This is a genomic window from Methanomicrobium mobile BP (genome assembly GCF_000711215.1).
In the GTDB taxonomy this organism is placed as follows: Archaea; Halobacteriota; Methanomicrobia; order Methanomicrobiales; family Methanomicrobiaceae; genus Methanomicrobium; species Methanomicrobium mobile.
Genome location: NZ_JOMF01000004.1, coordinates 176,745 through 197,801 on the forward strand (window position 1 = coordinate 176,745; position 21,057 = coordinate 197,801).

Below are 21,057 nucleotides of genomic sequence, written 5' to 3' on the forward strand. Positions count from 1 at the left end.
CTTGAATTAATATCCGATAGAAGAAAAATACTACTGATTCGATGTTGAAGTGCGACCTTCATGTCCACACCAACTACTCAAGCGACGGCGAGAGCAGAGTAGAGGACATAATAGACAGAGCAATAAAAATAGGGCTTGATGCCGTGGCAATCGTCGACCACGACACCGTAGAGGGCGCGGCATACGCCGTTGAATACGTGAAGTCCAATAATCTCGATATCGTTGTGATACCCGGCATTGAGGTCTCCACAAAGCAGGGGCACCTTCTGGTAATGGGCGTAACGCAGGCCCTGCCGCCGAAAGAGGACTTCTTTGAGACCGCAAAACGCGGACGCGAGATGGGCGGGCTGCTCATCCTTCCGCACCCGTATCACCAGTTCAGGCACGGCGTCGCCATCCGCCTCAGAAACGCCTTCGAAGCCGTGGATGCGGTTGAATCCTTCAACAGCCGCTACATTGTCGGCTCGGCAAACAAAAAAGCGGGCAGAAAAGCGGACTTCTTCGGCAAGCCCTGTGTCGCCGGCAGCGACGCCCACAACTACAGATATGTCGGCTACGGCGTTACGCTCATTGACGCGGAGAAGAACCTGAACTCGATTCTGAACGCAATCCGCGAGGGAAAGACGACGCCGACGGGCAAGATGACACCCATACGTGCATATGCACGCCAGTCGCTCAAGAATACCAAGCGGAAGATCATGCGCAGGGTTCACAGAAGGGACTGACGGCAAAGGGCAAAGGAACAAAAACGGCAAAATGCGGCTTGCTTTCAGGGTATCATATATCGGCACGGATTTCGCGGGATCACAGCAGCAGCCCGGCGAGAGAACGGTCTGCGGCGAGATACTCGACGCAATCCGCGGTCTTAATCTCATATCCGACGCCGCGGACGATGCCTGCGCACATTTCAGGTTCTCGGGACGCACCGACCGCGGCGTCAGCGCAAGACACCAGATTGCCGCGTTTGACACCGACTTTCCCGAACGTGCGATCTCAAAGATAAACCAGAAACTGCCCGCCGACATTACCTTTACGGGCTATGCGGAGGTGGACGCGGATTTCAACCCGCGATATGCCGTAAAAACGCGAACTTACAGATATTACTTCCCGATTATCGCCGAAGGCGAATACGACCTCAAAGCCATGCGGGATTGCGCCGCACTTTTCGCGGGGGAACACGATTTCACGGCATTCTCGCGGAGTTCCGAGCGAAGCCCCGTCCGTGAGGTCATCTCCTCGGAGATATCCGCGGACGCCGACGGCGGATTCCTCGTCTATGAAATTCGCGGTTATTCTTTCGTCTGGAACCAGGTCAGATGCATAGCCTTTGCGCTCGATGCCGCAGGGCGCGGAGATTTAAGCGTCGCCGACGTAAAACTCGCACTCGAAGACCCGGAAAAATTCGGCAGGCGTTTTCCCGCCGCACAACCCGAAGGACTCATACTCTGGGATACGGAATGCGGCATTGAATTTACCCCGATGCCGGAGAACAAAAAAAGCACTTTGCTCGCAGGCAGTCTCATACGCCGATATTCCCGGCTCAAAAAGACAGCGGAAATCTGGAATAAATGACATGAGGCATTATTTTCCGAATATTATATTTTGCTTTTTTGCCGCATGAGGACACTATATATAATTTGATTCAGTCATATTAGAAGTACGGACTCTCTGTGACAGCCGCCACCCGTCACAGCCGTCACGGGATTTATCCGGCGGGTGCGGCAGGGGGCAGGGAGTCATACCAAAACGGCTTAAACATAAGTCGATGCAAAGAATCCGAACACATACACGGGAGGAGAAAAAATGAAAACCCAATCAAAGAAAGAAGTCGCCGTAAGCCTCTGGGATATGGCAGACAAGATAATCAAAGAAGGCGACTACGATGTCATAAACGTCAGGAAAGCACAGTTCATCGACGCCGTCAAAGCGGCTTCGGCATTATCCCCCGCCGAGAAAGAAGAGATCCTAGAGATCTTTCAGACAGCGGGCGCCGCCGAGGTCAAAAAACACCTCGAAGAACTGTGATCAACGCGTAACGTCACATCACAGAGTCCGTCAAAATCCAATCACAAATCCAATCACAATTCCAACCAAAATCACATCATAAATCCAACCAAATCACATCATAAATCCAACCAAATCACATCATAACCCAATCAAAAATACAATCGGCAATCAAACCCGAAATCCAAACCAATTTCACTTTTTTTGCGGCATCGGTCGCAACAGATCATTAAATGAAACAATAATTATTAATTCGACAAATACTGCCGCAACGGTCTACGATGCAGTTAAAACAGCATAAAAAAGATATTCAAAAAAATTATGGAAATATCAGATTGTTCTGTATTCCACATTCTTTGAGAGCGGGTTGATAAGCAGCGACGGAATTGAACTCGATGTCTTCAGGTTGAACTTGAAAGCGTCCTTGTTCGTGATAACGCCCTCATACTCGGCTGTAAGCTGATAATCCGTGTTGAATATCTCAATGCCGAAGACCTTCACCGTCATGTGCTTCGTGGGGAAAACACCCTGTTGTCCGATGGCAAGAGTCTGTCTCTCGTTATTGACCATGAGCGTCACCGAACCGCCGCTTGAAAGTGCGTTAATCGGCATTCCGAGGAACTGGCAGTTCGTGTTGTCGGGGACAAAGACCTCATAGTTCGCCTGATAGGAGAGCGGATAACCGTATCCGTCAAACGTCTCGACACCCGAGATAAGCGAGATGTAGGCACCCGCAAGAATTGCGATGAGGATGACGACAATAATACCGACATTCCTTAAAGTGTGGGACTGACCCTTCTTTGCGGCTTTCTCCGCGGCAAGTCTCTCCTTCTCCTCCTGCTTCTGCTTGGCAAGGATCTCCTTCTCGATCTCGGCTCTCTTCTTATCCTCTTCCGCCTTCTTTCTTGCCTCTTCGCGTTCCCACTCCTGACGCTCCTTATCCTTCCTCTGCTGCTCGATGGCGAGGGCTTCCTGACGCTGTTTTTCGGCAAGCAGACGCTCCTGCTCCGCCTTCTCCCTTGCCTCTATCTCGGCATACTTCTTTGCCTTCTCGGCATCTTCCTTTGCCTTGAGGTCGGCTTCGTACTTCTTAATCGCTTCCGCCTCAATCTTTGCGCGTTCGTCATCGGAAACGCCGGCAGAAGCCGCAGGCGCTTTGGAATCCGACGGAGAATCGGACGGCAGTTTGACAGCTTCACCGACTTTCTGCGTAAATCCCGTAAGGGAAGCTTTGTCAGGTAATTTTACCATTTAGATTCACCTGTCTAAGTGTATATTTGCAAAATATTTAAAAGATATGTCTTTGCATAACGATTTTTAAAAGAGAACGGATTTACGGAAGATTTGAAAAAAAGTTACGGGCAATCGGAGGCAGTCACCGGAGGAAGTCGGCATATAAATCTGCAATCAATCTGCGTATCAATCTGCAGATCAATCCTTATATCAATCTGCATTAATGCTCAGATACTCCTGATGCGGAAGGGTCTGCCCTCGATAATCACGTACTCGTTCCCCGACATAAACAGGTGCTCGGCATTGTTCACGGTATAATCGACACCGCCTATCCTGTAGCGTTCCCTGCCCTCGTGATTTATGCGTGTTACCTCGCCGATATGCAGCATGGTGTCGCCGTCGACTATGATGTATTCCTTATCGCCGATGACAATGTGTCTGGCATTCTCGAATCTTCTTTCGACGCCGTCAATGAGGAAACGTTCAACCTCGCCGCTGTAGAACTCATAGTCCGCCATACGCGAGTAATCGTCCTCGTCGGAATCTTCCGAATCCTCCGAATCCTCCGAATCATCGGAATCCTCCGACCCATCATCGTCGAAGCCATACGAGCCGTCGGTATCGTCATCGGAAGCATCAAAATCCTCGCCGTAGAGGGATGCCTTAAGCCTGCTGTCGTAATCCCGTTTTGAATCGGGATCCGAGAGAACGTCGTATGCCGCGGAGATCGCAAGAAAACGTTCTTTTGCCTTCGGATGCGTCGACGTATCGGGATGAAAAGCCTTCGCGAGACTGCGGTAAGCCTTCTTTATCTCCTCGTCCGAGGCATCCGCCTCCAGCCCCAGAACCTCATAATAATCTATAATACTGCCTGAACCGTGCGCCATGTTTTACCCGTATATGTAAATCCGTATATGCAAATTCGTATATGTAAATGAATATCTGCGCAATCAGTGATAAGTTCTGCTTATCATGCCGTTATTATAATACTGTGCAATCAATGGGTGCTATCATGCCCTGTTTATCATATCCGTCCAATATCCGTCAATTATCATCCCGCATTATCCCAGCATCATCTCACGGGACATAAAAACATCAAAGAAAGATAAAGCAAACTGTCATTATAAATGATGATAAATTAAGTAGGGAGGTTATTACATGGCTGAGATTCCTGACGAGGAATTCATATTGAAAACGACATCCGCATGTGCGGGGTGCAGTGCATCCCTGATACTGCGCTATGTCACAAAAGCCGCGGGAAAAGACACGGTTCTGGTCATTCCCGCGTGCTGTACAAGTGTCATACAGGGAGTATATCCCAACACCGCCGTTAATGTTCCTGTATATAATGTGGCGTTTGCATCCGCGGCAGCCGTCGCATCAGGAATGAGCGAAGCTTTCAGAGCGGTCGGAAAAAAGACAAACGTCATCTGTTTCGCGGGTGACGGCGGCACGGTCGATATCGGCATTCAGGCGCTCTCCGGCGCTCTCGAACGCGGCACCGACTTCTTATATATCTGCTACGACAACGAGGCATACTCCAATACGGGTATGCAGCGCTCGGGTGCGACGCCGATTGGCGCAAAGACCACGACAACGCCGCTGGGCAAAAACGAATACAAGAAAGACCTCGATGCAATCGTCGAGGCACACAACCCCGTATATATGGCAACGGCATGCAGTGCATACCCCGTCGACCTCTACAACAAGGTCAAAAAGGCGCTCTCGATTCCGGGTCCGAAGTTCATTCACGTGCTCTCACCCTGCCCGCCGGGATGGAGATTCCCCTCCGAGAAGACAATCGAGCTCGGAAAACTCGCCGTCACATCGGGCATGTGGTTACTCTACGAGCGCGAGAACGGAAAACTGACGATCACCGGCGCTTCAAAGGCAGCGATGAAGAAGAGCACGCCGATTGAGGACTACCTCAAAGCACAGGGCAGGTTCAGGACGGCAACACCCGAAGACATAGCAATGCTCAAGGAAAACTCGAAGAGAAAGATGGCACGCCTTGCGCACGAAGCCGAGGCACAGGCAGCCGAAGCGGAGGAAGCATAACATGCTTACGTTTTCGACAGGCAACAAAGCCGTGGCAACCGCGGTAAAGGACGCAAAGACGGTCGTCGTCGCCGCATACCCGATTACCCCGCAGACCGAGGTCGTCGAGGAGACCGCAAACAATGTGGCATCCGGCGCACTCAAGGCACGCTATATCCCCGTGGAATCCGAGCATTCCTCTATGGGCGCATGTATCGGAGCCGCGGCAACCGGCGTCCGCACGTTTACGGCGACAAGCTCTCACGGTCTTGTCTACATGTGCGAGCAGATTCACATGTCGGCGGCGGCTCGCCTGCCCATAGTGATGGCAAACGCCAACAGGGCACTCGGTCCGGGCTGGAATATCGGCGCAGAGCACACCGATTCCATGTCAATGAGAGATTCGGGCTGGCTTCAGGCATATGTGTCCACGGTTCAGGAAGCCTACGACACAACGCTCATGGCGTTTCGAATCGCCGAGAACGAGAACGTTCTCCTGCCCGTCATGATAAACCTCGATGGATTCCTTCTGACGCATATCACGCAGCCGATGGACACAATCGACGATCTCGGCGACTACCTGCCGCCGACGAACACGCCGCATGCAATCGACATCAATAACCCGGGCGGCTACGGAACGCTCACTCCGCCGACCGAGCACTTCAAGTTCAGGCACGATATCCAGCGCGGCATGAAAGACTCCGTTGCCGTCATAGAAGACGCACAGGCTGATTTCGCAAAGCGTTTCGGCAGAACCTACGGCATGTACGAGGAATACCTCTGCGACGATGCCGATGTCGTCATAGTGGCGGCGGGCACACTCGCGAAGGAGTCCGAGGTCGCCGCCGATATCCTCAGAAAAGAGGGCATCAAAGCCGGCGTCCTGCGCATTCGCTGGCTCAGACCCTTCCCCGACCTTACCGCGGCGCTGAAAGGCAAGGACGTCGTCGTTATCGACCGCGACTACTCGTTCGGTCTCGGCGGCATACTCGTCAACGAGATAAGAACCAAGGCGCTGGAAGCTTTCATAGGCAAAGACGGCAAAGCCAATCTGCCCTTCAGCGTGATTGCGGGTCTCGGCGGTCAGGAAGTCACCTACGACGATATCGCCGACTTCGTGAGAAACCGCAAAAGCGGCGGAGAACTCTGGTTCGGGGTGACGGAATAATGTACGAGATAAGACTTCACTCCCGCGGCGGTCAGGGCGGAGTTACCGCGGCAAAACTCATTGCGCAGGCGGCCTTCCTTGACGGCAAATACGCGACGGCAACCCCGCTCTACGGTGCGGAACGCAGGGGGGCGCCGGTTGTCTCCTTCATCAGAATCGACGACAAACCCATCAGAATCTACTCGCAGATCAGAAAACCGGACCTTGTGATAGTTCTCGATACCTCGATAATGCAGACCGTAGACGTTCTTGCGGGTCTTAAGGCGGACGGCAAAGTCCTCGTCAACAGCCAGCACCCCATGGAGCTGGGAAGCCATAAGGTGTATCACACCGATCTTACGGGCATTGCCCTCTCGCTCGATCTCGTCCTTGCGGGCAATCCCATACTTAACACCCCGCTTCTTGGCGCGGTTGCAAAGGCAGGCATTATCTCGCGCGAATCCGCACAGAAAGCAATTTCAAGCGTGTTTGCGGACGACAGGAACACGAAAGCGGCCGTAAAGGCATTCGAGGATATGGAACCGTGAAGGGAGGAATGAAATCATGAAGGTAAAACTTGCAATATCGAAACCGACCGTTGGAGCATCGGGAAAGACGGGTTCATGGAGAACGTTCAGACCCGTCGTCTCGCACGAGACCTGCACGAAATGCGGCAACTGCTACCGTTTCTGCCCCGATGCGGCAATCGACACGGAGTTCAATATCGACTACGACTTCTGCAAGGGCTGCGGAATCTGCGTGGAAGTCTGCCCCAAGTCATGCATTAAGCTGATACGGGAAGATGAATAAATAACCAAGAAAATCTCAGCCAAATTTTTAACTTTTTAAAAAAATGTTATATGATGGAGTTTTAGTCAATGACGGTCTAAAAGATCCATTCTTTTTCAGTTTTTGATTTGCTTTTTGATTTTTTTGGCGCTCCTATAAATTCATCGAATGAAAGATTCTTTCTACCGTCTCCAGTAAGCATTTTTCTCATCTGTCCTCTACCAGTTTTTGGTCCCTTCTTTGGCGCTCCTATAAATTCGTCGAATGTAAGGTTCTTTCTTCCGTCACCGGTAAACATTTTTCTCATCTGCCCTCTACCGGTTTTTGGTCCCTTCTTTGGCGCTCCTATAAATTCGTCAAATGTAAGGTTCTTTCTTCCGTCACCGGTAAGCATTTTTCTAATCTGTCCTCTACCGGTTTTTGGTTTACTTGCCATTTTCTCTCCTCTTTTTTATAATTTTATTGACTTTTTTGACTTTTTTGGGAAAGCTTTCTCCCATGCTGTCTTCTTTCTGCCGTCTCCGGTAAGCATTTTTCGCATCCGTCCCGTTTCAGTTTTTGGTCCTGAGTTAGCCATAATAGGGAATATCAAATAATATCTATAAATATCTTTTTCCTCTTCTATCGATTGCTTCGCTTGCAGTTTATCGGATGTTGCGACCAGATGTACATTATTACCCAGACCAATAAACTGAGAAATACTGCAATTCCTACCATTTGAACTGGCGTTAATCCCTCAATAAAATTATATTTGGCATATGCCGGCGTTCTTTGCACTGAGTTAATGTATACATATGACACAACGCTCAATACTGCAAACATCGCCGCAAATTGGTGGGGACGCTTGTCGGGTAAAAATGTGTTTATGCCTCCCCGCAGTTTTCTTTCAGAGAAGGGATAAAACAAACGAATTCCGGAACATGTGCAACAGTCTTCCAGCAGATGAAACAGTGCGCCCGCAAAAAGACCGATTGAAGCAATAATTAATCCGGAATTCCAATAATTCACAAGATATAAGATTATGTTCAGCGGGATTACAATCAGCAATGATGCGACAAAAACACCCGGAACACTGTGTAACAGTCCCCTGTGTGACTCATATTTATTATTCGGATCATCCTTGATTGATCTGAATATCTTACCCGTTATTTTTGAAGATGCGGAAACTGCATAACCCGCACCCCGCATCACATCCCCTCTTTTTTCATATGGGGATACGGATGCATCTATGTCCGGAAGCAGAGAACCTATGAACACTCCTATTATGAACATAAGAACATAGGTTGAATTTATTGCGATAATGGGAGTCGAAATCAGGAGCGCCCATGTTATACTAATGAATATGTGATCTTTTCCTTTCACGTTTGAAGAACCCCATTGAACTTCAATATTTGGTATGGTTGTTTTAATCGCATTTATACTGTCTGTTTTAGATTTTATCAGAGTCCAAAAAGAAAATAAATAAAAAATTTTTCGTCTTTTTTGTTGTTTGAATAACAATGACTATATATATTATGAATTTGGCAGTCACTGACTGCAAAATTCATCTTATTTAACGATTTTGCACGCGTGTGAATTTGAGCGTGACTCTGCAAAAGATCATCCAAATGGCGGAAATTCACAGTCAATCTGACATTTAAACGCTCAATCGGATTTATTCACCCTGTACTCAACACCCGCTTCTCTCAAAACATTTGTCTCATTCAATACAAAACGCTCAAGTTCTTTAACATCGGGGAGCACTGCCTCATACTTGGAAACAAATACTTCATTAGATAATCCGCCGGTCGCATAATGAACAATATCCTCATCTTTTCTGGGACATAAAACAATACCGACGGGAGGATTGTCTCCGGCGGTCATTTCATTCTCACGATACCAATTCAGATACATGTTCATCTGACCGATATGAGCATGACTTAAACCTTCCATCTTCAAATCCACAAGGACATGGCACTTTAAGATCCTGTGATAAAAAACCAGATCTACGGCAAAATACTCTCCTCCGATTAAAATACGTTTTTGCCTTGCCTCAAAACAAAAACCATGCCCCAATTCGAGCAAAAATTCTTCAAGTTTATTCAATATTGCCGATTCAAAAGATGATTCATCCATGACATCGAGTGACCTCAAACCCAAAAAATCAAAAATATACGGATCGCGGATTACCAGAGCAGGGGACTGAATTTCTGCGCCGCTGTTTGCTAAAACAGACAGTGCCTCTTTATCCTTGGATAAACCGGAACGCTCAAAGTACATGGAATCAATCTGTCTTTTCAGCTCACGCACAGACCACGTACCTTTTATGCATTCAGTTTCGTAAAACAGACGCTTCAACGGGGACTCAATCTCGATAATTTCGCATATGTGTGTAAAAGAAAGCGAAGTTACAAGTTTTTCAGGAGGAATTCTGAATTCGGGAGTCAGTGACTCCCGAATTCCTTGTATTTGAATATTATGTTCACTGCCGGATTTCAATTCAGCACCCGAGCAGACAGAAAGATACTGCTCTCTCACGCTATCGGGCAGAATCTTCTCAATTTCAGGATACCTTTCATAAAATAAAACATAGCGCCTTAAGTCACGAGGATCGCACCTTTTCATTCCCAGATCTTTCAGCGAATGTGAAATGCGTTCAAAAAGTTTCTCCCCGTACTTTGCCTTTTCCTCGCCGTAAAGCTCAAACTCTGAGATATATGCACCTATACACCAGTTCCTGAGAGTAAGTCCAACATTCACAGCCCGCACAGCCGATTCGCAAAACTGAGAATCAACAGACTTGATAGCGCCAATAAGACCGTTAAAAGATAATTCACTCATACCTGATTTCCCCATTAATCAAAAACAGAAATAATGCACCCAATGATTCATCAAATAAAGCCATGCACCTAACCCTGTTTTAAAATTAATATTAAATATTGATTAATTTATTGCTTTAAAACAGAGCGGATCATAAAAAAACGAAATTGAATCAATAATAACCGCCTTTTTTTTGTTGTTCGAATATCAGTAGTTATATATATTATGAATTTGGGAGTCAGTGACTCCCGAATTCATTATATTTAAACCATTGCACACGGACGGATTTAAAACACGGGCACTCTAAGTCACAAGCGAATGCGTAATGTACCAAAACAGAACAGAGCGTTAGAACAATAACGCCAAGCGCCCCCAACAGGACTCGAACCTGTGACATTCTGATTAACAGTCAGACACTCTACCAACTGAGTTATGGAGGCTTGTCAGCATTGCGTAACAATGTTGCCATATAACCTTGACTTTTGATGTATTAAAGATTATGAATTAAGTCAGTATCAGGAATTAATTCTGCGGCATAAAGGGTCGGCATAAGGGATTGGAATTACGCCGGCGGATAAGCCATAGGATAACCGATCAGCCCTGCTCACCCTGCTCTTTTTTACAGTTGCGGTCTGCCTCATCCTGCCGTGTCTTTACGGACTCGATGAGCCTTATCAGCGAATCCAGATCCTCGTTCAGACTGCCGATGAGCTCCGCCGCCTTCTCGGTCGCAACCGCACCCGCGGGCGAGGCTTTGATATATCCCGAATGCTCCAGAACCTTGAGAGAATAGCGCACCCGATGCGACGGAATCCCGAGAATCTCCGAGAGTTTCAGGATACCAATCGGCTGATTGTCGAGGACGGCACGAATAACCTCGAGATGCCGCGCCACAAGTTCGACCTCATTCATAAGCTTTTGAATCATGGATAAACCCCGCATTAACCCCGCATATTCATTGCATAATCATTGCATACTCATAGCATACTCATTTTAGGCATCACGACGTCAGTCCTGTGCCATCAGCCATTCCTTATCCCGCTTATAGTGCTTTGCGAACAGATACGCGATAACGCCGGCAAGAACAAAGCAGACAACCGCAATCTGAATACTGTAAAAAGGAATCAGACCAAACAGCGCAAGAATGCCGATAGCGACCAGCAATATCATGAAATTGAGCATCATTGCAAGTTTCGTAAACTTCATCCTGAAAGTTCGTTCAGCTGTAGGATTCATTACATTAAAATATAATCTTAAACCGTAAAATTACTTCTAAATGTGAATCATAAATTACAACGGCGGCAAAAAATGAAAAATATCGACACACTCTTAAAATCGGCGAACGCCGACGCATACATCCTCTACGCAAACTCAAACGATCCCGACATGCGCTATATCTCGGGATTTAACGTAAGCGACCCGCTGTTATGCATAAAATGCGCAGGCAAAAGACCGGCCCTCATAGTGCCGCAGATGGAAAAGGAGAGAGCCGCCGCGGAATCCGCATGCGATGTGCTCACCCGCGGCGAAATAGGATTCTTCGAATATTACGAAGAATTCAAAGACGGATTCAAAGCGCAGGCGAAGATGACCGCGGACTACGTCGCCGCAAACGGCACCCAAGACCGCGACGGCAAAAAACCGACCGTCCTCGTCCCCGAAAACTTCCCCATAGTCTTCGCAGGGGAACTCGGGAACTACTGCACGCTGACGGTCGACCGCGGGGGAATGGGGGAGATTCGGAGCGTAAAGACCGCCGATGAAATCGCAAAGATACGAGCCTGTCAGGCGGTAAACGAACGTGCCCTCGCATTCGCCGTCAACATCATAAAAACCGCACCCGCGGATAACGGAGAACTGCGTATACCCGCCGGCATGAGCGGCGAAGGCGAACCGCTCACATCCGATGTCCTGCGCGGACTTATAGAATGCTTCTTCCTGAAAAACGGCTGCATTGCCGAGGAAACAATAGTCTCCTGCGGCACCGAGACCGCAATGCCGCATAACATCGGGCACGGAGTCCTCTGCGAAAACGAGCCCATAGTCCTCGACATATTCCCGCGCGACAGAAAAACGGGCTACTACTCCGACATGACAAGAACCGTCCTAAGAGGTGAGCCCTCCCGCGAACTCGCAAAACTCTACGAGACCGTCGCCGAAGGAAAGCGCCTCGGAGAATCCATGATACGCGCCGGAATCAAAGGATGCGATGTCCACAACGCCGTCCTGAAATACTTCGAAGACAGCGGATACCATACCGAAACCGAAGGCTTCATCCACAGCCTCGGACACGGCGTCGGTCTCGCAATCCATGAACAGCCCTCACTCTCGCCCTCCGGCGGCGAACTCGCACAGGGTCATATAGTCACGGTCGAGCCCGGACTCTACTACAAAGGAATAGGCGGCGTCCGCCTCGAAGACATGGGACTAGTCACCGCCGGCGGCTTCGACTGCTTCACGAAATTCGAAGAGAGACTCGTGCTTTAATGCTTAATGCCGCGGCACATAACCCGCAGACATAATCCCATAATCCGACTTCGGGTTATATCATCCCCGACATCCAAATAATAATGGCTTAAATAACCGACATATAACCTACTCAAATAACTGACTTATTACACACATATAACTGACAGATAACTGACTTAAATAACGACATAACAGAGGAATCATGACCAAATACACACTTGACGACGAAGTCGTCGATGCATATGTCGAGGCAGGCAGACTCGCCAAAAAACGTCTTGAAATCGCCGCATCAATGGTAAAACCCGACGCACTCATCCTTGACGTGGTCGAGAGCACCGAACAGGCAATCAGGGACGAAGGCGCTGAGATAGCCTTCCCGGTCAATATCTCATTAAACGAAGCCGCGGCGCACGACACGGCGTCATTCGGCGACGAACGCGTCTTTTCCAAAGGCGACGTCGTAAAAGTCGACCTCGGCGTCCTCATTGACGGATATATCGCCGACACCGCAATGACCGTAGACCTCGGTAATCACGCAAAACTCGTGGAAGCGTCCAGAAACGCGCTCAACGCCGCCGCAGCCATGGTCAAACCCGGCGTCAGAACCGGCGAGATCGGCGCCGCCGTTCAGGCGGAGATAGAAAAACTCGGATTCCTGCCCGTATCCAACCTCACGGGTCACGGACTGGGATACTACCACCTCCACGGCATACCCACATTCCCGAATGTTGCCGTGAGCGGCGGCACCGTCCTCGAAGAGGGCATGACCTTTGCAATCGAACCCTTCGCCACAACCGGAAGCGGTCACGTGACGGGAGCGCCGAGAACCGAAATATTCAGCCAGATCGGACGAAAACCCGTGCGTCTGCCCAGCGCCAAGGCGCTTCTGAAGACCATCGAGACGAGAAAAACCCTGCCCTTCTCGCGCAGATGGTATCACGACAAAAACTCCGAGGTAAATATCGTCAGAATGTGCAACGAAGGCATATTAACCGACTATCCGGTACTGCGCGACATTCAGGGATCCTTTGTCTCGCAGGCGGAGCATACCTTCATAGTAACCGAAGACGGCTGTATAATAACGACCGCATAATCTGTTTACGCCGGATTGTCCGCCGTATCGGACAAATCGGCAAACTTTTTTGCCGTTTGGCACCCGCATACGTGTAAAAGATACATATATGACAATTTAAGCCGAATATACTACGTTGTACGCATGTCTTTAAACACAGATGCAGAAGCGCTGGAGATAATCGAACTTCTCCTCACGGGCGAGATCATCAACAAATACGATAGTCTGAATAAGGATGATCTCCCGCCGCGACTCAGAAAGATTCTCGGAGCGCCGAACTGCAATACGGAGATTGAAAGACCGATCGTCTTAAGCGAAGCGATTGTCGAGAAGACTCTCGGAATCGGCGCCGCATACGAAAAAGTAAGCAAAAACCCCTTTGTAAAATACGAGGACTTCGGAAAAAGGCTCGGCATATCCGCACTCGACGCCGCCGCCGGCTGGTTCCTCAAGCAGGATGTCTCCGACCTCATAGCCGAAAACCCCGCACTTTCCTACTACTACGAGCAGGCTAAGACACCCGGAGTCTCCTACGACGAAGCCAGAAGACTTACGCCGCGATACTGCGAGTCAAGAGATTACCTTGACGCCAAACTCGAAGAGATCATAGGCGACGACGAAGAACTCAAACAGGCAAGAAACCTCATACTCTTCTCGGCATCCGAGGACGGCGAGATGTCGCTCGAAGACCTCGTATGCACGCCGCGTCAGGAAGAGATGATAAAGAAGATAGACGTCGCTTTAAAGAATCTGGACTTCCTCCGCGAGAGAAAGATCTACGAGTTCGGAAAGCTCCTCTTCGTGGGACCCCCGGGAACGGGAAAGACCTCGCTTGCGCTTGCGATGGCAAAGAAACTGAAGATGCCGCTTCTCGAAGTCCGCCTCGCCATGATAACCTCGCAGTATCTCGGCGAGACCTCCAAGAACATCGACCGAATCTTCGACCTCGCACGCAGATTATCCCCGTGCATCCTCTTCATCGACGAGTTCGACTTCGTCGCCAGAAGCAGGGTTACCGAGGATAACGGCGCAATGAAGCGTGCCGTCAACATGCTCCTCAAGAACATCGACACAATCAGTTTCGTCAAGAACGGCGTCCTCCTCATCGGCGCAACCAACCACCCGGGGATGCTCGATGAAGCGGCATGGAGAAGGTTCGACGACGTCGTCGAGTTCCCGCTGCCCGACTTCGCGATGAGAAGGGAGATTTTACAGAAGATCACGCGCTGTCTCGACTGCACCTGCGACTACGACGGTCTTGCCAACGAGACCGAAGGCTTCAGCGGCGCCGACCTCAAGATTATGATAAAGGAATCTCTTATATCGGCACTTATGCGCGACAGTTTCGTCATGGACGACGGCGACATCGAACAGGGCATGAGCAGTGTCCGCGACCGCGAAAACATCCGCCTCGGCGCCTCAATCTGAGAAAAAAGATTAAATCGATAATAAACAATAACGGATTATTACGATAATCGGTGCGGCAGGTTACGAAGGATGAAGCTGACGGTTTTGGGCACGGGCGATACGGTGGGAACGCCGAAGATAGGCTGCGACTGCGATGTCTGCAAGGCGGCGCTTGCCCTGGGGAAAGAACGTCTGCGCTCGACATATCTCATCGAGGAAGACGGACACCACCTCCTCATCGACACGTCGCCGGACTTAAGGAAACAGCTTCTCCTCGCAGGCAGCCCCAAGATCGACGCGGTCTTATGGACGCACGCGCACTATGACCATATCGCCGGCTTCAACGAATTCTACAGGATTCAGAAGTTCCCTCCGGGGTATGCGGCGGCGACCGCGATGGACGACATCGCAAAATACTTCCATTTTATCAATTTCAAAAAATTCCCGCAGGAACCTTATGTGCCCTTCGAGCTCTTCGGCATAAAGTTCACCTTCGTCGAGGTCAACCACCCGGGGATGTACACCTGCGGCGTCATAATCGAGTATAACGGCAAAAAAATCGGAATCACTTCGGATACCAGCGATATCCTCAAAGACGAGACGGTCGCGGCTTTCGAAAACTGCGACATCATGTTCATCGACGCCCTCATGAATCCCACTATCCATATCGAAAAGCACATGAACTACGCCGAAGCGATTGCGTTTGCGGAGCGCGTGAAGCCAAAGGAGTTCCATCTGGTTCACATGAGCCACAATATCCCTCTTGACTGGAAATACGTCTGCCACGACGGATTCAGCGTCGAGATATAATCCTTATAACCGATATAACCCATATAACCGCCATAATCGTGATAACGGGTTCAAATCGCTTAAACTGTTTTTAAAATAAACTGTTTTAAAAAAGTAATTTATGCCTTCTCAATCTGTGCGAGAAGAGAAGCGCAGTCTTTTGATATCTGTTGAGCGGCGGTCTTGATGATATCAATCGGGTTCTTTTTGTTCTTTGTCGTTACGAGAAGAATCGGGTCCGAGAAGGTATATTCGCTGTAATACTGAACAACATCCACATCGGGATTGGTGATGATGACTTCCTTTAACAGATTCATGTAGGTATGATTTTCACCGACAAATGTGAGCTTTGCCTTATCTTCGGTCAGCTCGATGATCTTTATTTCCATAGATACCATACATATACGATTTTCATTAAGTAAAAGATTCCCATAAAATGCGGGTCGCGGATATCGCACCGACCTGCCGCAGCGTATCAAGGACGGAATGATTGCGGGAGCGCGGAAAAATGGAATAAATCGCGTAAATGACTGTAAAATTGAAAAATTATAAAACGGTAAGACGGCTTTTACACCATCTTCTCGGTAAACACTATCATTCCCGCAACTCTGGTGATTCTTACCTTCACTCTCTGACCGGGCTTTGTTCCCGTCACATAGAGCGTGTATTTACCTATCTTGGCAACGCCGTCGCCGCGCTTGGAAAGGAACTGGATATCGACTTCCATCTCCATGCCTTCCTCGACCTGCTCGGAGATATTCTCGGTCTTTGCCTTCCTCTTGCGAATCGGGCGGTGACCGCCGCAGGCATCGCACTTAAGGGTGATAGTCCTTCCCTCTTTCACAAGTCTTGTATCCGGCTTTCCGCACTCGGAACAGATGACATAGTCCTCGATGTATTTGCCGATAATGCCGCCAATCTGCTGTTTGTCGAACTTACCGTTGAAGACCGCACGCGAAGAATCAATCTTGCCTGCCGTTCCCAGCTCGCCGCAGAGGTATTTCAGGACGCCGTCGGGCTCGCGTCTTAAGACCGAGACAATCTCGGAGAAGTTCTCGATAACGGTCGTCTTACCCTCCACGAACACCCTTGCCTCGGGCACAATAAAACGTCCCTCATCTCCGGATTTCTCGGTAATATTGGTATATGCGTGCTTCAATAGAGCCTCGTATGGATCGGTCATGCATATATTGTTGGATTTTATAGTGTAATAACTGCTCGTTATGGGAATTAATCTGCACGTATTATCTTTTCTTAAGGCACATAATTTCTGTACTTATGCTATGTTCAAGCGACGTTGAATATATTCAGGATAAAATCGGACGAAAACTCACCGATTTGGAAGCGGCGTGTTTTGAGAACCTCTGGAGTGAGCACTGCTCATACCGCTCCACAAAGAAACTTCTGCGCACCATGCCGACTACGGGCAAAAATGTCCTGCTGGGACCCGGCGACGATGCGGCGATTGTCGCATTTTCGGACGACATCGCGATAGCAATCGGCATGGAATCGCACAACCACCCCAGTTACGTCGACCCCTACGACGGATCGGCGACCGGCGTCGGCGGTATCGTAAGGGATATCATATCCATGGGATCGCGCCCCATCGCCCTCATGGACCCGCTCTACTTCGGCGACCTTAAAGGCGAGAAGAACCGCTACCTCTTCGAGCACGTCATCGCCGGCGTCGGCGACTACGGAAACTGTATCGGCGTCCCCGTCGTCCGCGGCGAACTCACCTTCGACGAGAACTACAGCGGCAACCCGCTCGTAAACGTGGTCTGCGTCGGCGTCGTCAGTCCCGACAAATACCTGACTGCGCGTGTCAAGACCCCGAAGAGCCGCCTGCTCCTCTACGGATCGTCGACGGGAAGGGACGGACTGGGCGGCGCATCCTTCGCATCCCGCGACTTATCCGAGGATGCCGAAGCCGCGGACCGACCCGCCGTTCAGGTCGGCGACCCCTACACAGAAAAACTACTTATCGAAGCCACAATGGAGATGACGGCGACGGGCAAGGTCCTCTCGTGCCGCGACCTCGGTGCCGCGGGACTTGCGGGAGCATCCTCGGAGATGTCAAGCTCTTTCGGCGCAAGAATTGAGGCGGATAAGGTCCACCTCCGCGAGAGCGGCATGAACGAGGTCGAGATTATGCTCGCGGAATCTCAGGAGAGAATGCTCATAGAGGTAATGCCGCAGGACATCCCGCTCATGACCTCCATCATCGAGAAATACGACCTCAAGTGGAGCGATATCGGAGAGGTCATCGAAGAGCCGCGTTATATCGTCACCTTCAAGGGCAAGACCGTCTGCGACCTTCCCATCGACCTGCTCGTCGGCGGCAACCCCGAGGAGTCGTGGCCCGCAAAGTCCTACTCCGCCGAAACAGCATATAAGAAACCGACCGCGGATATCAAAGAACTCTGCAGACTCATCATCTCGCACCCCGACATCGCCTCGAAGGAATGGGTCTACCGCCAGTATGACAGCGACGTTCAACTCAGAACGGTCTCGAAGGAAGGCGGCGCCGCCTGCGTCAAACTCGGCGATGCGGGACTCTACCTCTCATGCGGCTGCTGTCCGCGTCAGATTGCGCTCAAACCCTACGAGGGCAGCGCAAACACGGTCTACGAGAATGCCGCCAACCTCGCGGCAATGGGCGCCGAACCGCTCTGCGTCGTCGACTGCCTCAACTTCGCAAGCCCCGTCCACGAGGAGATATTCTGGCAGATTGCCGAGTGCGTCCGCGGTATGGGTGACATGTGCCGCAGACTCGACGTCCCCGTAGTCGGCGGAAACGTCTCCCTCTACAACGAATCCGACGAGCTCAAGACCCGCATCCTGCCGACCCCGTCAATAGGCATGGCGGGAAAAGGTGTGGTCAGAAAATTCGTGAAGCCGGCCGCGGGCATGAAACTCGGCATCCTCGGAGAGACAAAGGAGGAATACGGCGGCTCGATGCTCGACCTCGTCACGAAATGCGGCGGAGCTGCCCCCTCGATTCCCGACGTCTCCGTCCTTAAGGAAGTACGCGGACTTGTTAACGACGGCATTGTAAAATCCGCGTCCGACATCTCCAGAGGCGGTCTTATCGGAACGCTCGCCTCGTTTGCACCGCAGTGCGGCATTGACGTAAGCGGCACAAAAGCGGGCGCATTCGCCGAATTATTCTCCGAGTCCTACGGCAGATTCCTTGTGGCATACGAGGGAGCGGCTCCAAAAGGCGTAAGAGAAATAGGAACCGTCGGCGGCGATTCGATGACGATAAAAGCCGACGGCACGACGGTAACAATACCCAAGTCCGAGATGGACGAATGGTATAACTCGACGACCGCGCTCATGAGATTCTGAAACGGTGAAGTGACGTTAAAATTTAAAAATTAAAATTTAAAAATTAAAAAATACTTTTTTCAGGGTTTTCCGGTTTTTACGGTCTTTGCGGTTTTTCCGGTTTTTGAGGTCTTTTCAGCAAAAATCATCGGTGCCGACGATCCTGATTTTGACACCCTCGGGCAGGGCAAACTCATCGCGGCGCGGACAGTCGGGATGAAGAAGCAGCAGGCAGTTGGAATCCAGAAACCACAACTCCTGCCCCGCTCTCAGATAAGGTCGAACAAAACGCGGAAAAATCGCCTCGAAGATCGCCGGCGGATGCGTAATCAGCACGATATCGCTCATCGCGACGGCATCGGATATGAAATATACTTCAAAACCCGCCGTCGACGCCCTCTCCCAGCTCGGTCCCGGGCGGACGCCGACAACCGCATTAATCTCAGCCCCGCGCAGGCATTCCGCACATACGGCACCCTCCGCGCCGTATCCCGTAACGCACACATTTCGCCCGCCGCAGTTTCGGGCAAAATAATCCGCCAGAACGTCCCTGTTTATCATAAAATCACCGAATTATCGAGTAAACTCATTTGTAAGAGAGGTATGCATTTTCATAAATATTATATCACTTATTACAAAAACATAAAGCACTACAAAGTTGCTCAGCGGGATCTTTGAGAGCGATTCGGAATTGCAGAGAAATCGGTCAGAATTGCATGAAACCTGCCTCTCAAAGAAAAGTCAACGGTTGCTACGGTGCGAAGATCCCGTGATATTCCCGTGTGGGCACAGCTATGAGGTAAAAATCAATGGAATTACCGGACACACAGTCTACTCTGCCGGAAGTAAGAATCAATCTGACAAGAGTAGGCGTCAAGAACGTCAAGAAACTCGTTGAAGTTGCCAGACCCGGAAAGAGACCCGTGATATTCATATCCAGTTTCGATGTCTTCGTCGACCTGCCCAGCAGCCTTAAGGGTGCCAACATGTCCCGCAACTTCGAAGTAATCGACGAAGTACTGCAGCAGGCAGTTCAGGGAAAGGTCAACGGCATTGAGGACGTATGCAACTCGGTCGCCAGAAAACTTCTGGATCACCACGAATACTCCGACCGCACCGAAGTCAGGATGAACAGCACCTACATGATGAGACGCCAGACGCCTGTCTCGGGAACGGAATGCGACGAGGTCGTAAAAGTCGTCGCCAGTGCGATTGCGCAGAGAAACAAGTCTAATCCGATTGTCAGAAAGAGCATAGGCGCCGAGGTCACCGGCATTACTGCATGCCCCTGTGCACAGAATATAATGAAAGAGGTTGCCGCCTCAAAACTCCGTGACCTCAATATCCCCGAGGAGAAGATCGCCGAGTTCCTCCGCGACGTCCCGATGGCGACGCACAACCAGCGCGGAGAAGGCTTCCTCTGCATCGAGACCGACGACGACCAGTGCGTCAACCTCGAAGACATCATTGCAATCCTTAAGGACTCCATGAGCGCAAAAATCTACGAGCTCCTCAAACGCGGCGACGAGAGCTATGTAGTCCTCAATGCCCACAAAAACGCACGTTTCGTCGAGGACTGCGTCCGCGAGATGGCAAAACGCGTCGTAAACGACTTCTCCTTCCTCCCCGGCGACTCGCTTATACGAATCCGCCAGACAAACAAGGAAAGCATACACCAGCACGATGCATACGCGGAAAGAAAAGCGACAATCGCGGAACTTCGTGCGGAACTCCAGGAAACATCCTAAATTTGTAAAATAATCCCGGATTAAACCTAAATTTCTTTTTAACATTTGTGATAAGCTTAACAGAATGTAACGAGTAGTAGTTTTGCTACATAAAGTAACACGAAACTAAAAAAACGTAGCAAAATCCTACGTTAACAACGAAAGCCTTTTTTAAAGCAACACTGAAAGTTTACTTAGCGTACTGAACCCTATGGTTTCAGGTACGTGTGTTGCAATAAATTTAACGTGTGTTT

Annotated in this window: 23 protein-coding genes and 1 tRNA gene; 13 read left to right on the forward strand and 11 right to left on the reverse strand. The window is 50.0% G+C overall.

Going from position 1 to position 21,057, the window contains the following annotated elements:
* Positions 1-41: 41 nt before the first annotated feature.
* The 3 genes from T502_RS00805 to T502_RS00815 all read left to right on the forward strand — a co-directional run bounded on the left by T502_RS00805 (position 42) and on the right by T502_RS00815 (position 2,025).
* Positions 42-725, forward strand: coding sequence for a CehA/McbA family metallohydrolase (locus tag T502_RS00805; protein ID WP_042705195.1), 684 nt, complete (start codon positions 42-44; stop codon positions 723-725).
* A gap of 31 nt (positions 726-756) precedes the next feature.
* A complete protein-coding gene (gene truA, locus T502_RS00810; RefSeq protein ID WP_042705196.1) occupies positions 757-1,572 on the forward strand; it encodes a tRNA pseudouridine(38-40) synthase TruA in 816 nt (271 codons plus the stop codon).
* A gap of 231 nt (positions 1,573-1,803) precedes the next feature.
* On the forward strand, positions 1,804-2,025 hold the full coding sequence (locus tag T502_RS00815) for a hypothetical protein (RefSeq protein ID WP_042705197.1): 222 nt from the start codon (positions 1,804-1,806) through the stop codon (positions 2,023-2,025).
* Positions 2,026-2,334: 309 nt separating this feature from the next.
* Here the strand turns inward: T502_RS00815 and T502_RS00820 are convergent, their stop codons facing one another.
* Positions 2,335-3,255, reverse strand: a complete 921-nt coding sequence (locus T502_RS00820) for a hypothetical protein (protein ID WP_052358945.1) — start codon at positions 3,253-3,255, stop codon at positions 2,335-2,337.
* 209 nt (positions 3,256-3,464) lie between these two features.
* A complete protein-coding gene (locus T502_RS09180) occupies positions 3,465-4,124 on the reverse strand; it encodes a J domain-containing protein (protein WP_042705198.1) in 660 nt (219 codons plus the stop codon).
* 271 nt (positions 4,125-4,395) lie between these two features.
* Here T502_RS09180 and T502_RS00830 point away from each other — a divergent pair, with 271 nt between their 5' ends.
* Genes T502_RS00830 through T502_RS00845 form a run of 4 tightly spaced genes read left to right on the forward strand, consistent with a single transcriptional unit; the run spans position 4,396 to position 7,231 of the window.
* Positions 4,396-5,295, forward strand: coding sequence for a thiamine pyrophosphate-dependent enzyme (locus tag T502_RS00830; RefSeq protein WP_042705199.1), 900 nt, complete (start codon positions 4,396-4,398; stop codon positions 5,293-5,295).
* Position 5,296: 1 nt separating this feature from the next.
* On the forward strand, positions 5,297-6,442 hold the full coding sequence (locus T502_RS00835; RefSeq protein ID WP_042705200.1) for a transketolase C-terminal domain-containing protein: 1,146 nt from the start codon (positions 5,297-5,299) through the stop codon (positions 6,440-6,442).
* Entirely contained in the window at positions 6,442-6,969 is a 528-nt protein-coding gene (locus T502_RS00840; protein ID WP_042705201.1) for a 2-oxoacid:acceptor oxidoreductase family protein, read from the forward strand. The genes T502_RS00835 and T502_RS00840 overlap by 1 nt, the downstream gene beginning before the upstream one ends.
* Before the next feature lie 16 nt (positions 6,970-6,985).
* Complete coding sequence (locus T502_RS00845) at positions 6,986-7,231, forward strand: 4Fe-4S binding protein (protein ID WP_042705202.1); 246 nt, start codon at positions 6,986-6,988, stop codon at positions 7,229-7,231.
* A gap of 76 nt (positions 7,232-7,307) precedes the next feature.
* Here T502_RS00845 and T502_RS00850 read toward each other — a convergent pair whose 3' ends face one another.
* The 6 genes from T502_RS00850 to T502_RS00875 form a co-directional block, all read right to left on the reverse strand.
* Positions 7,308-7,646, reverse strand: a complete 339-nt coding sequence (locus tag T502_RS00850; RefSeq protein WP_157197429.1) for a hypothetical protein — start codon at positions 7,644-7,646, stop codon at positions 7,308-7,310.
* Between the two features lie 185 nt (positions 7,647-7,831).
* Positions 7,832-8,572 (reverse strand): metal-dependent hydrolase, encoded by a 741-nt coding sequence (locus tag T502_RS00855; protein ID WP_169736965.1) that lies wholly within the window; start codon positions 8,570-8,572, stop codon positions 7,832-7,834.
* Between the two features lie 282 nt (positions 8,573-8,854).
* Positions 8,855-10,045, reverse strand: a complete 1,191-nt coding sequence (locus T502_RS00860; protein WP_245597720.1) for a PDDEXK nuclease domain-containing protein — start codon at positions 10,043-10,045, stop codon at positions 8,855-8,857.
* 331 nt (positions 10,046-10,376) lie between these two features.
* A tRNA-Asn gene (locus tag T502_RS00865) sits at positions 10,377-10,449 on the reverse strand.
* A gap of 154 nt (positions 10,450-10,603) precedes the next feature.
* Entirely contained in the window at positions 10,604-10,936 is a 333-nt protein-coding gene (locus T502_RS00870; protein ID WP_052358947.1) for a hypothetical protein, read from the reverse strand.
* Positions 10,937-11,017: 81 nt separating this feature from the next.
* Positions 11,018-11,245, reverse strand: a complete 228-nt coding sequence (locus tag T502_RS00875; protein WP_042705205.1) for a hypothetical protein — start codon at positions 11,243-11,245, stop codon at positions 11,018-11,020.
* A 72-nt stretch (positions 11,246-11,317) separates the two neighbouring features.
* Between T502_RS00875 and T502_RS00880 the strand changes: the two genes are divergently transcribed.
* From T502_RS00880 to T502_RS00895, 4 genes are all read left to right on the forward strand, one after another.
* The gene (locus T502_RS00880; protein ID WP_042705206.1) at positions 11,318-12,496 is read left to right on the forward strand and encodes a M24 family metallopeptidase; all 1,179 of its coding nucleotides are present in this window, start codon (positions 11,318-11,320) and stop codon (positions 12,494-12,496) included.
* A gap of 184 nt (positions 12,497-12,680) precedes the next feature.
* On the forward strand, positions 12,681-13,571 hold the full coding sequence (gene map / locus T502_RS00885; protein ID WP_042705207.1) for a type II methionyl aminopeptidase: 891 nt from the start codon (positions 12,681-12,683) through the stop codon (positions 13,569-13,571).
* 123 nt (positions 13,572-13,694) lie between these two features.
* Positions 13,695-14,978: an ATP-binding protein gene (locus T502_RS00890; protein ID WP_042705208.1), complete on the forward strand. Its 1,284-nt coding sequence runs from the start codon at positions 13,695-13,697 to the stop codon at positions 14,976-14,978.
* A gap of 69 nt (positions 14,979-15,047) precedes the next feature.
* The gene (locus T502_RS00895; protein ID WP_042705209.1) at positions 15,048-15,767 is read left to right on the forward strand and encodes an MBL fold metallo-hydrolase; all 720 of its coding nucleotides are present in this window, start codon (positions 15,048-15,050) and stop codon (positions 15,765-15,767) included.
* Between the two features lie 98 nt (positions 15,768-15,865).
* On the opposite strand, the gene T502_RS00900 is transcribed toward T502_RS00895, so the two are convergent.
* Both T502_RS00900 and T502_RS00905 read right to left on the reverse strand, forming a co-directional pair.
* Positions 15,866-16,144 carry a DNA-directed RNA polymerase subunit L gene (locus T502_RS00900; protein ID WP_245597721.1) on the reverse strand — a complete coding sequence of 93 codons (279 nt, stop codon included), beginning with the start codon at positions 16,142-16,144 and terminating at the stop codon, positions 15,866-15,868.
* Positions 16,145-16,314: 170 nt separating this feature from the next.
* A complete protein-coding gene (locus tag T502_RS00905; RefSeq protein WP_042705211.1) occupies positions 16,315-16,929 on the reverse strand; it encodes a translation initiation factor IF-2 subunit beta in 615 nt (204 codons plus the stop codon).
* Between the two features lie 95 nt (positions 16,930-17,024).
* On the opposite strand from T502_RS00905, the gene purL reads away from it, so the two are divergent.
* Positions 17,025-19,097 carry a phosphoribosylformylglycinamidine synthase subunit PurL gene (gene purL, locus T502_RS00910; RefSeq protein ID WP_042705212.1) on the forward strand — a complete coding sequence of 691 codons (2,073 nt, stop codon included), beginning with the start codon at positions 17,025-17,027 and terminating at the stop codon, positions 19,095-19,097.
* Between the two features lie 114 nt (positions 19,098-19,211).
* Here the strand turns inward: purL and T502_RS00915 are convergent, their stop codons facing one another.
* Positions 19,212-19,637 carry a hypothetical protein gene (locus T502_RS00915; RefSeq protein ID WP_042705213.1) on the reverse strand — a complete coding sequence of 142 codons (426 nt, stop codon included), beginning with the start codon at positions 19,635-19,637 and terminating at the stop codon, positions 19,212-19,214.
* 248 nt (positions 19,638-19,885) lie between these two features.
* Between T502_RS00915 and mptA the strand changes: the two genes are divergently transcribed.
* Positions 19,886-20,824, forward strand: a complete 939-nt coding sequence (gene mptA, locus T502_RS00920; RefSeq protein ID WP_042705214.1) for a GTP cyclohydrolase MptA — start codon at positions 19,886-19,888, stop codon at positions 20,822-20,824.
* Positions 20,825-21,057 lie beyond the last annotated feature (233 nt).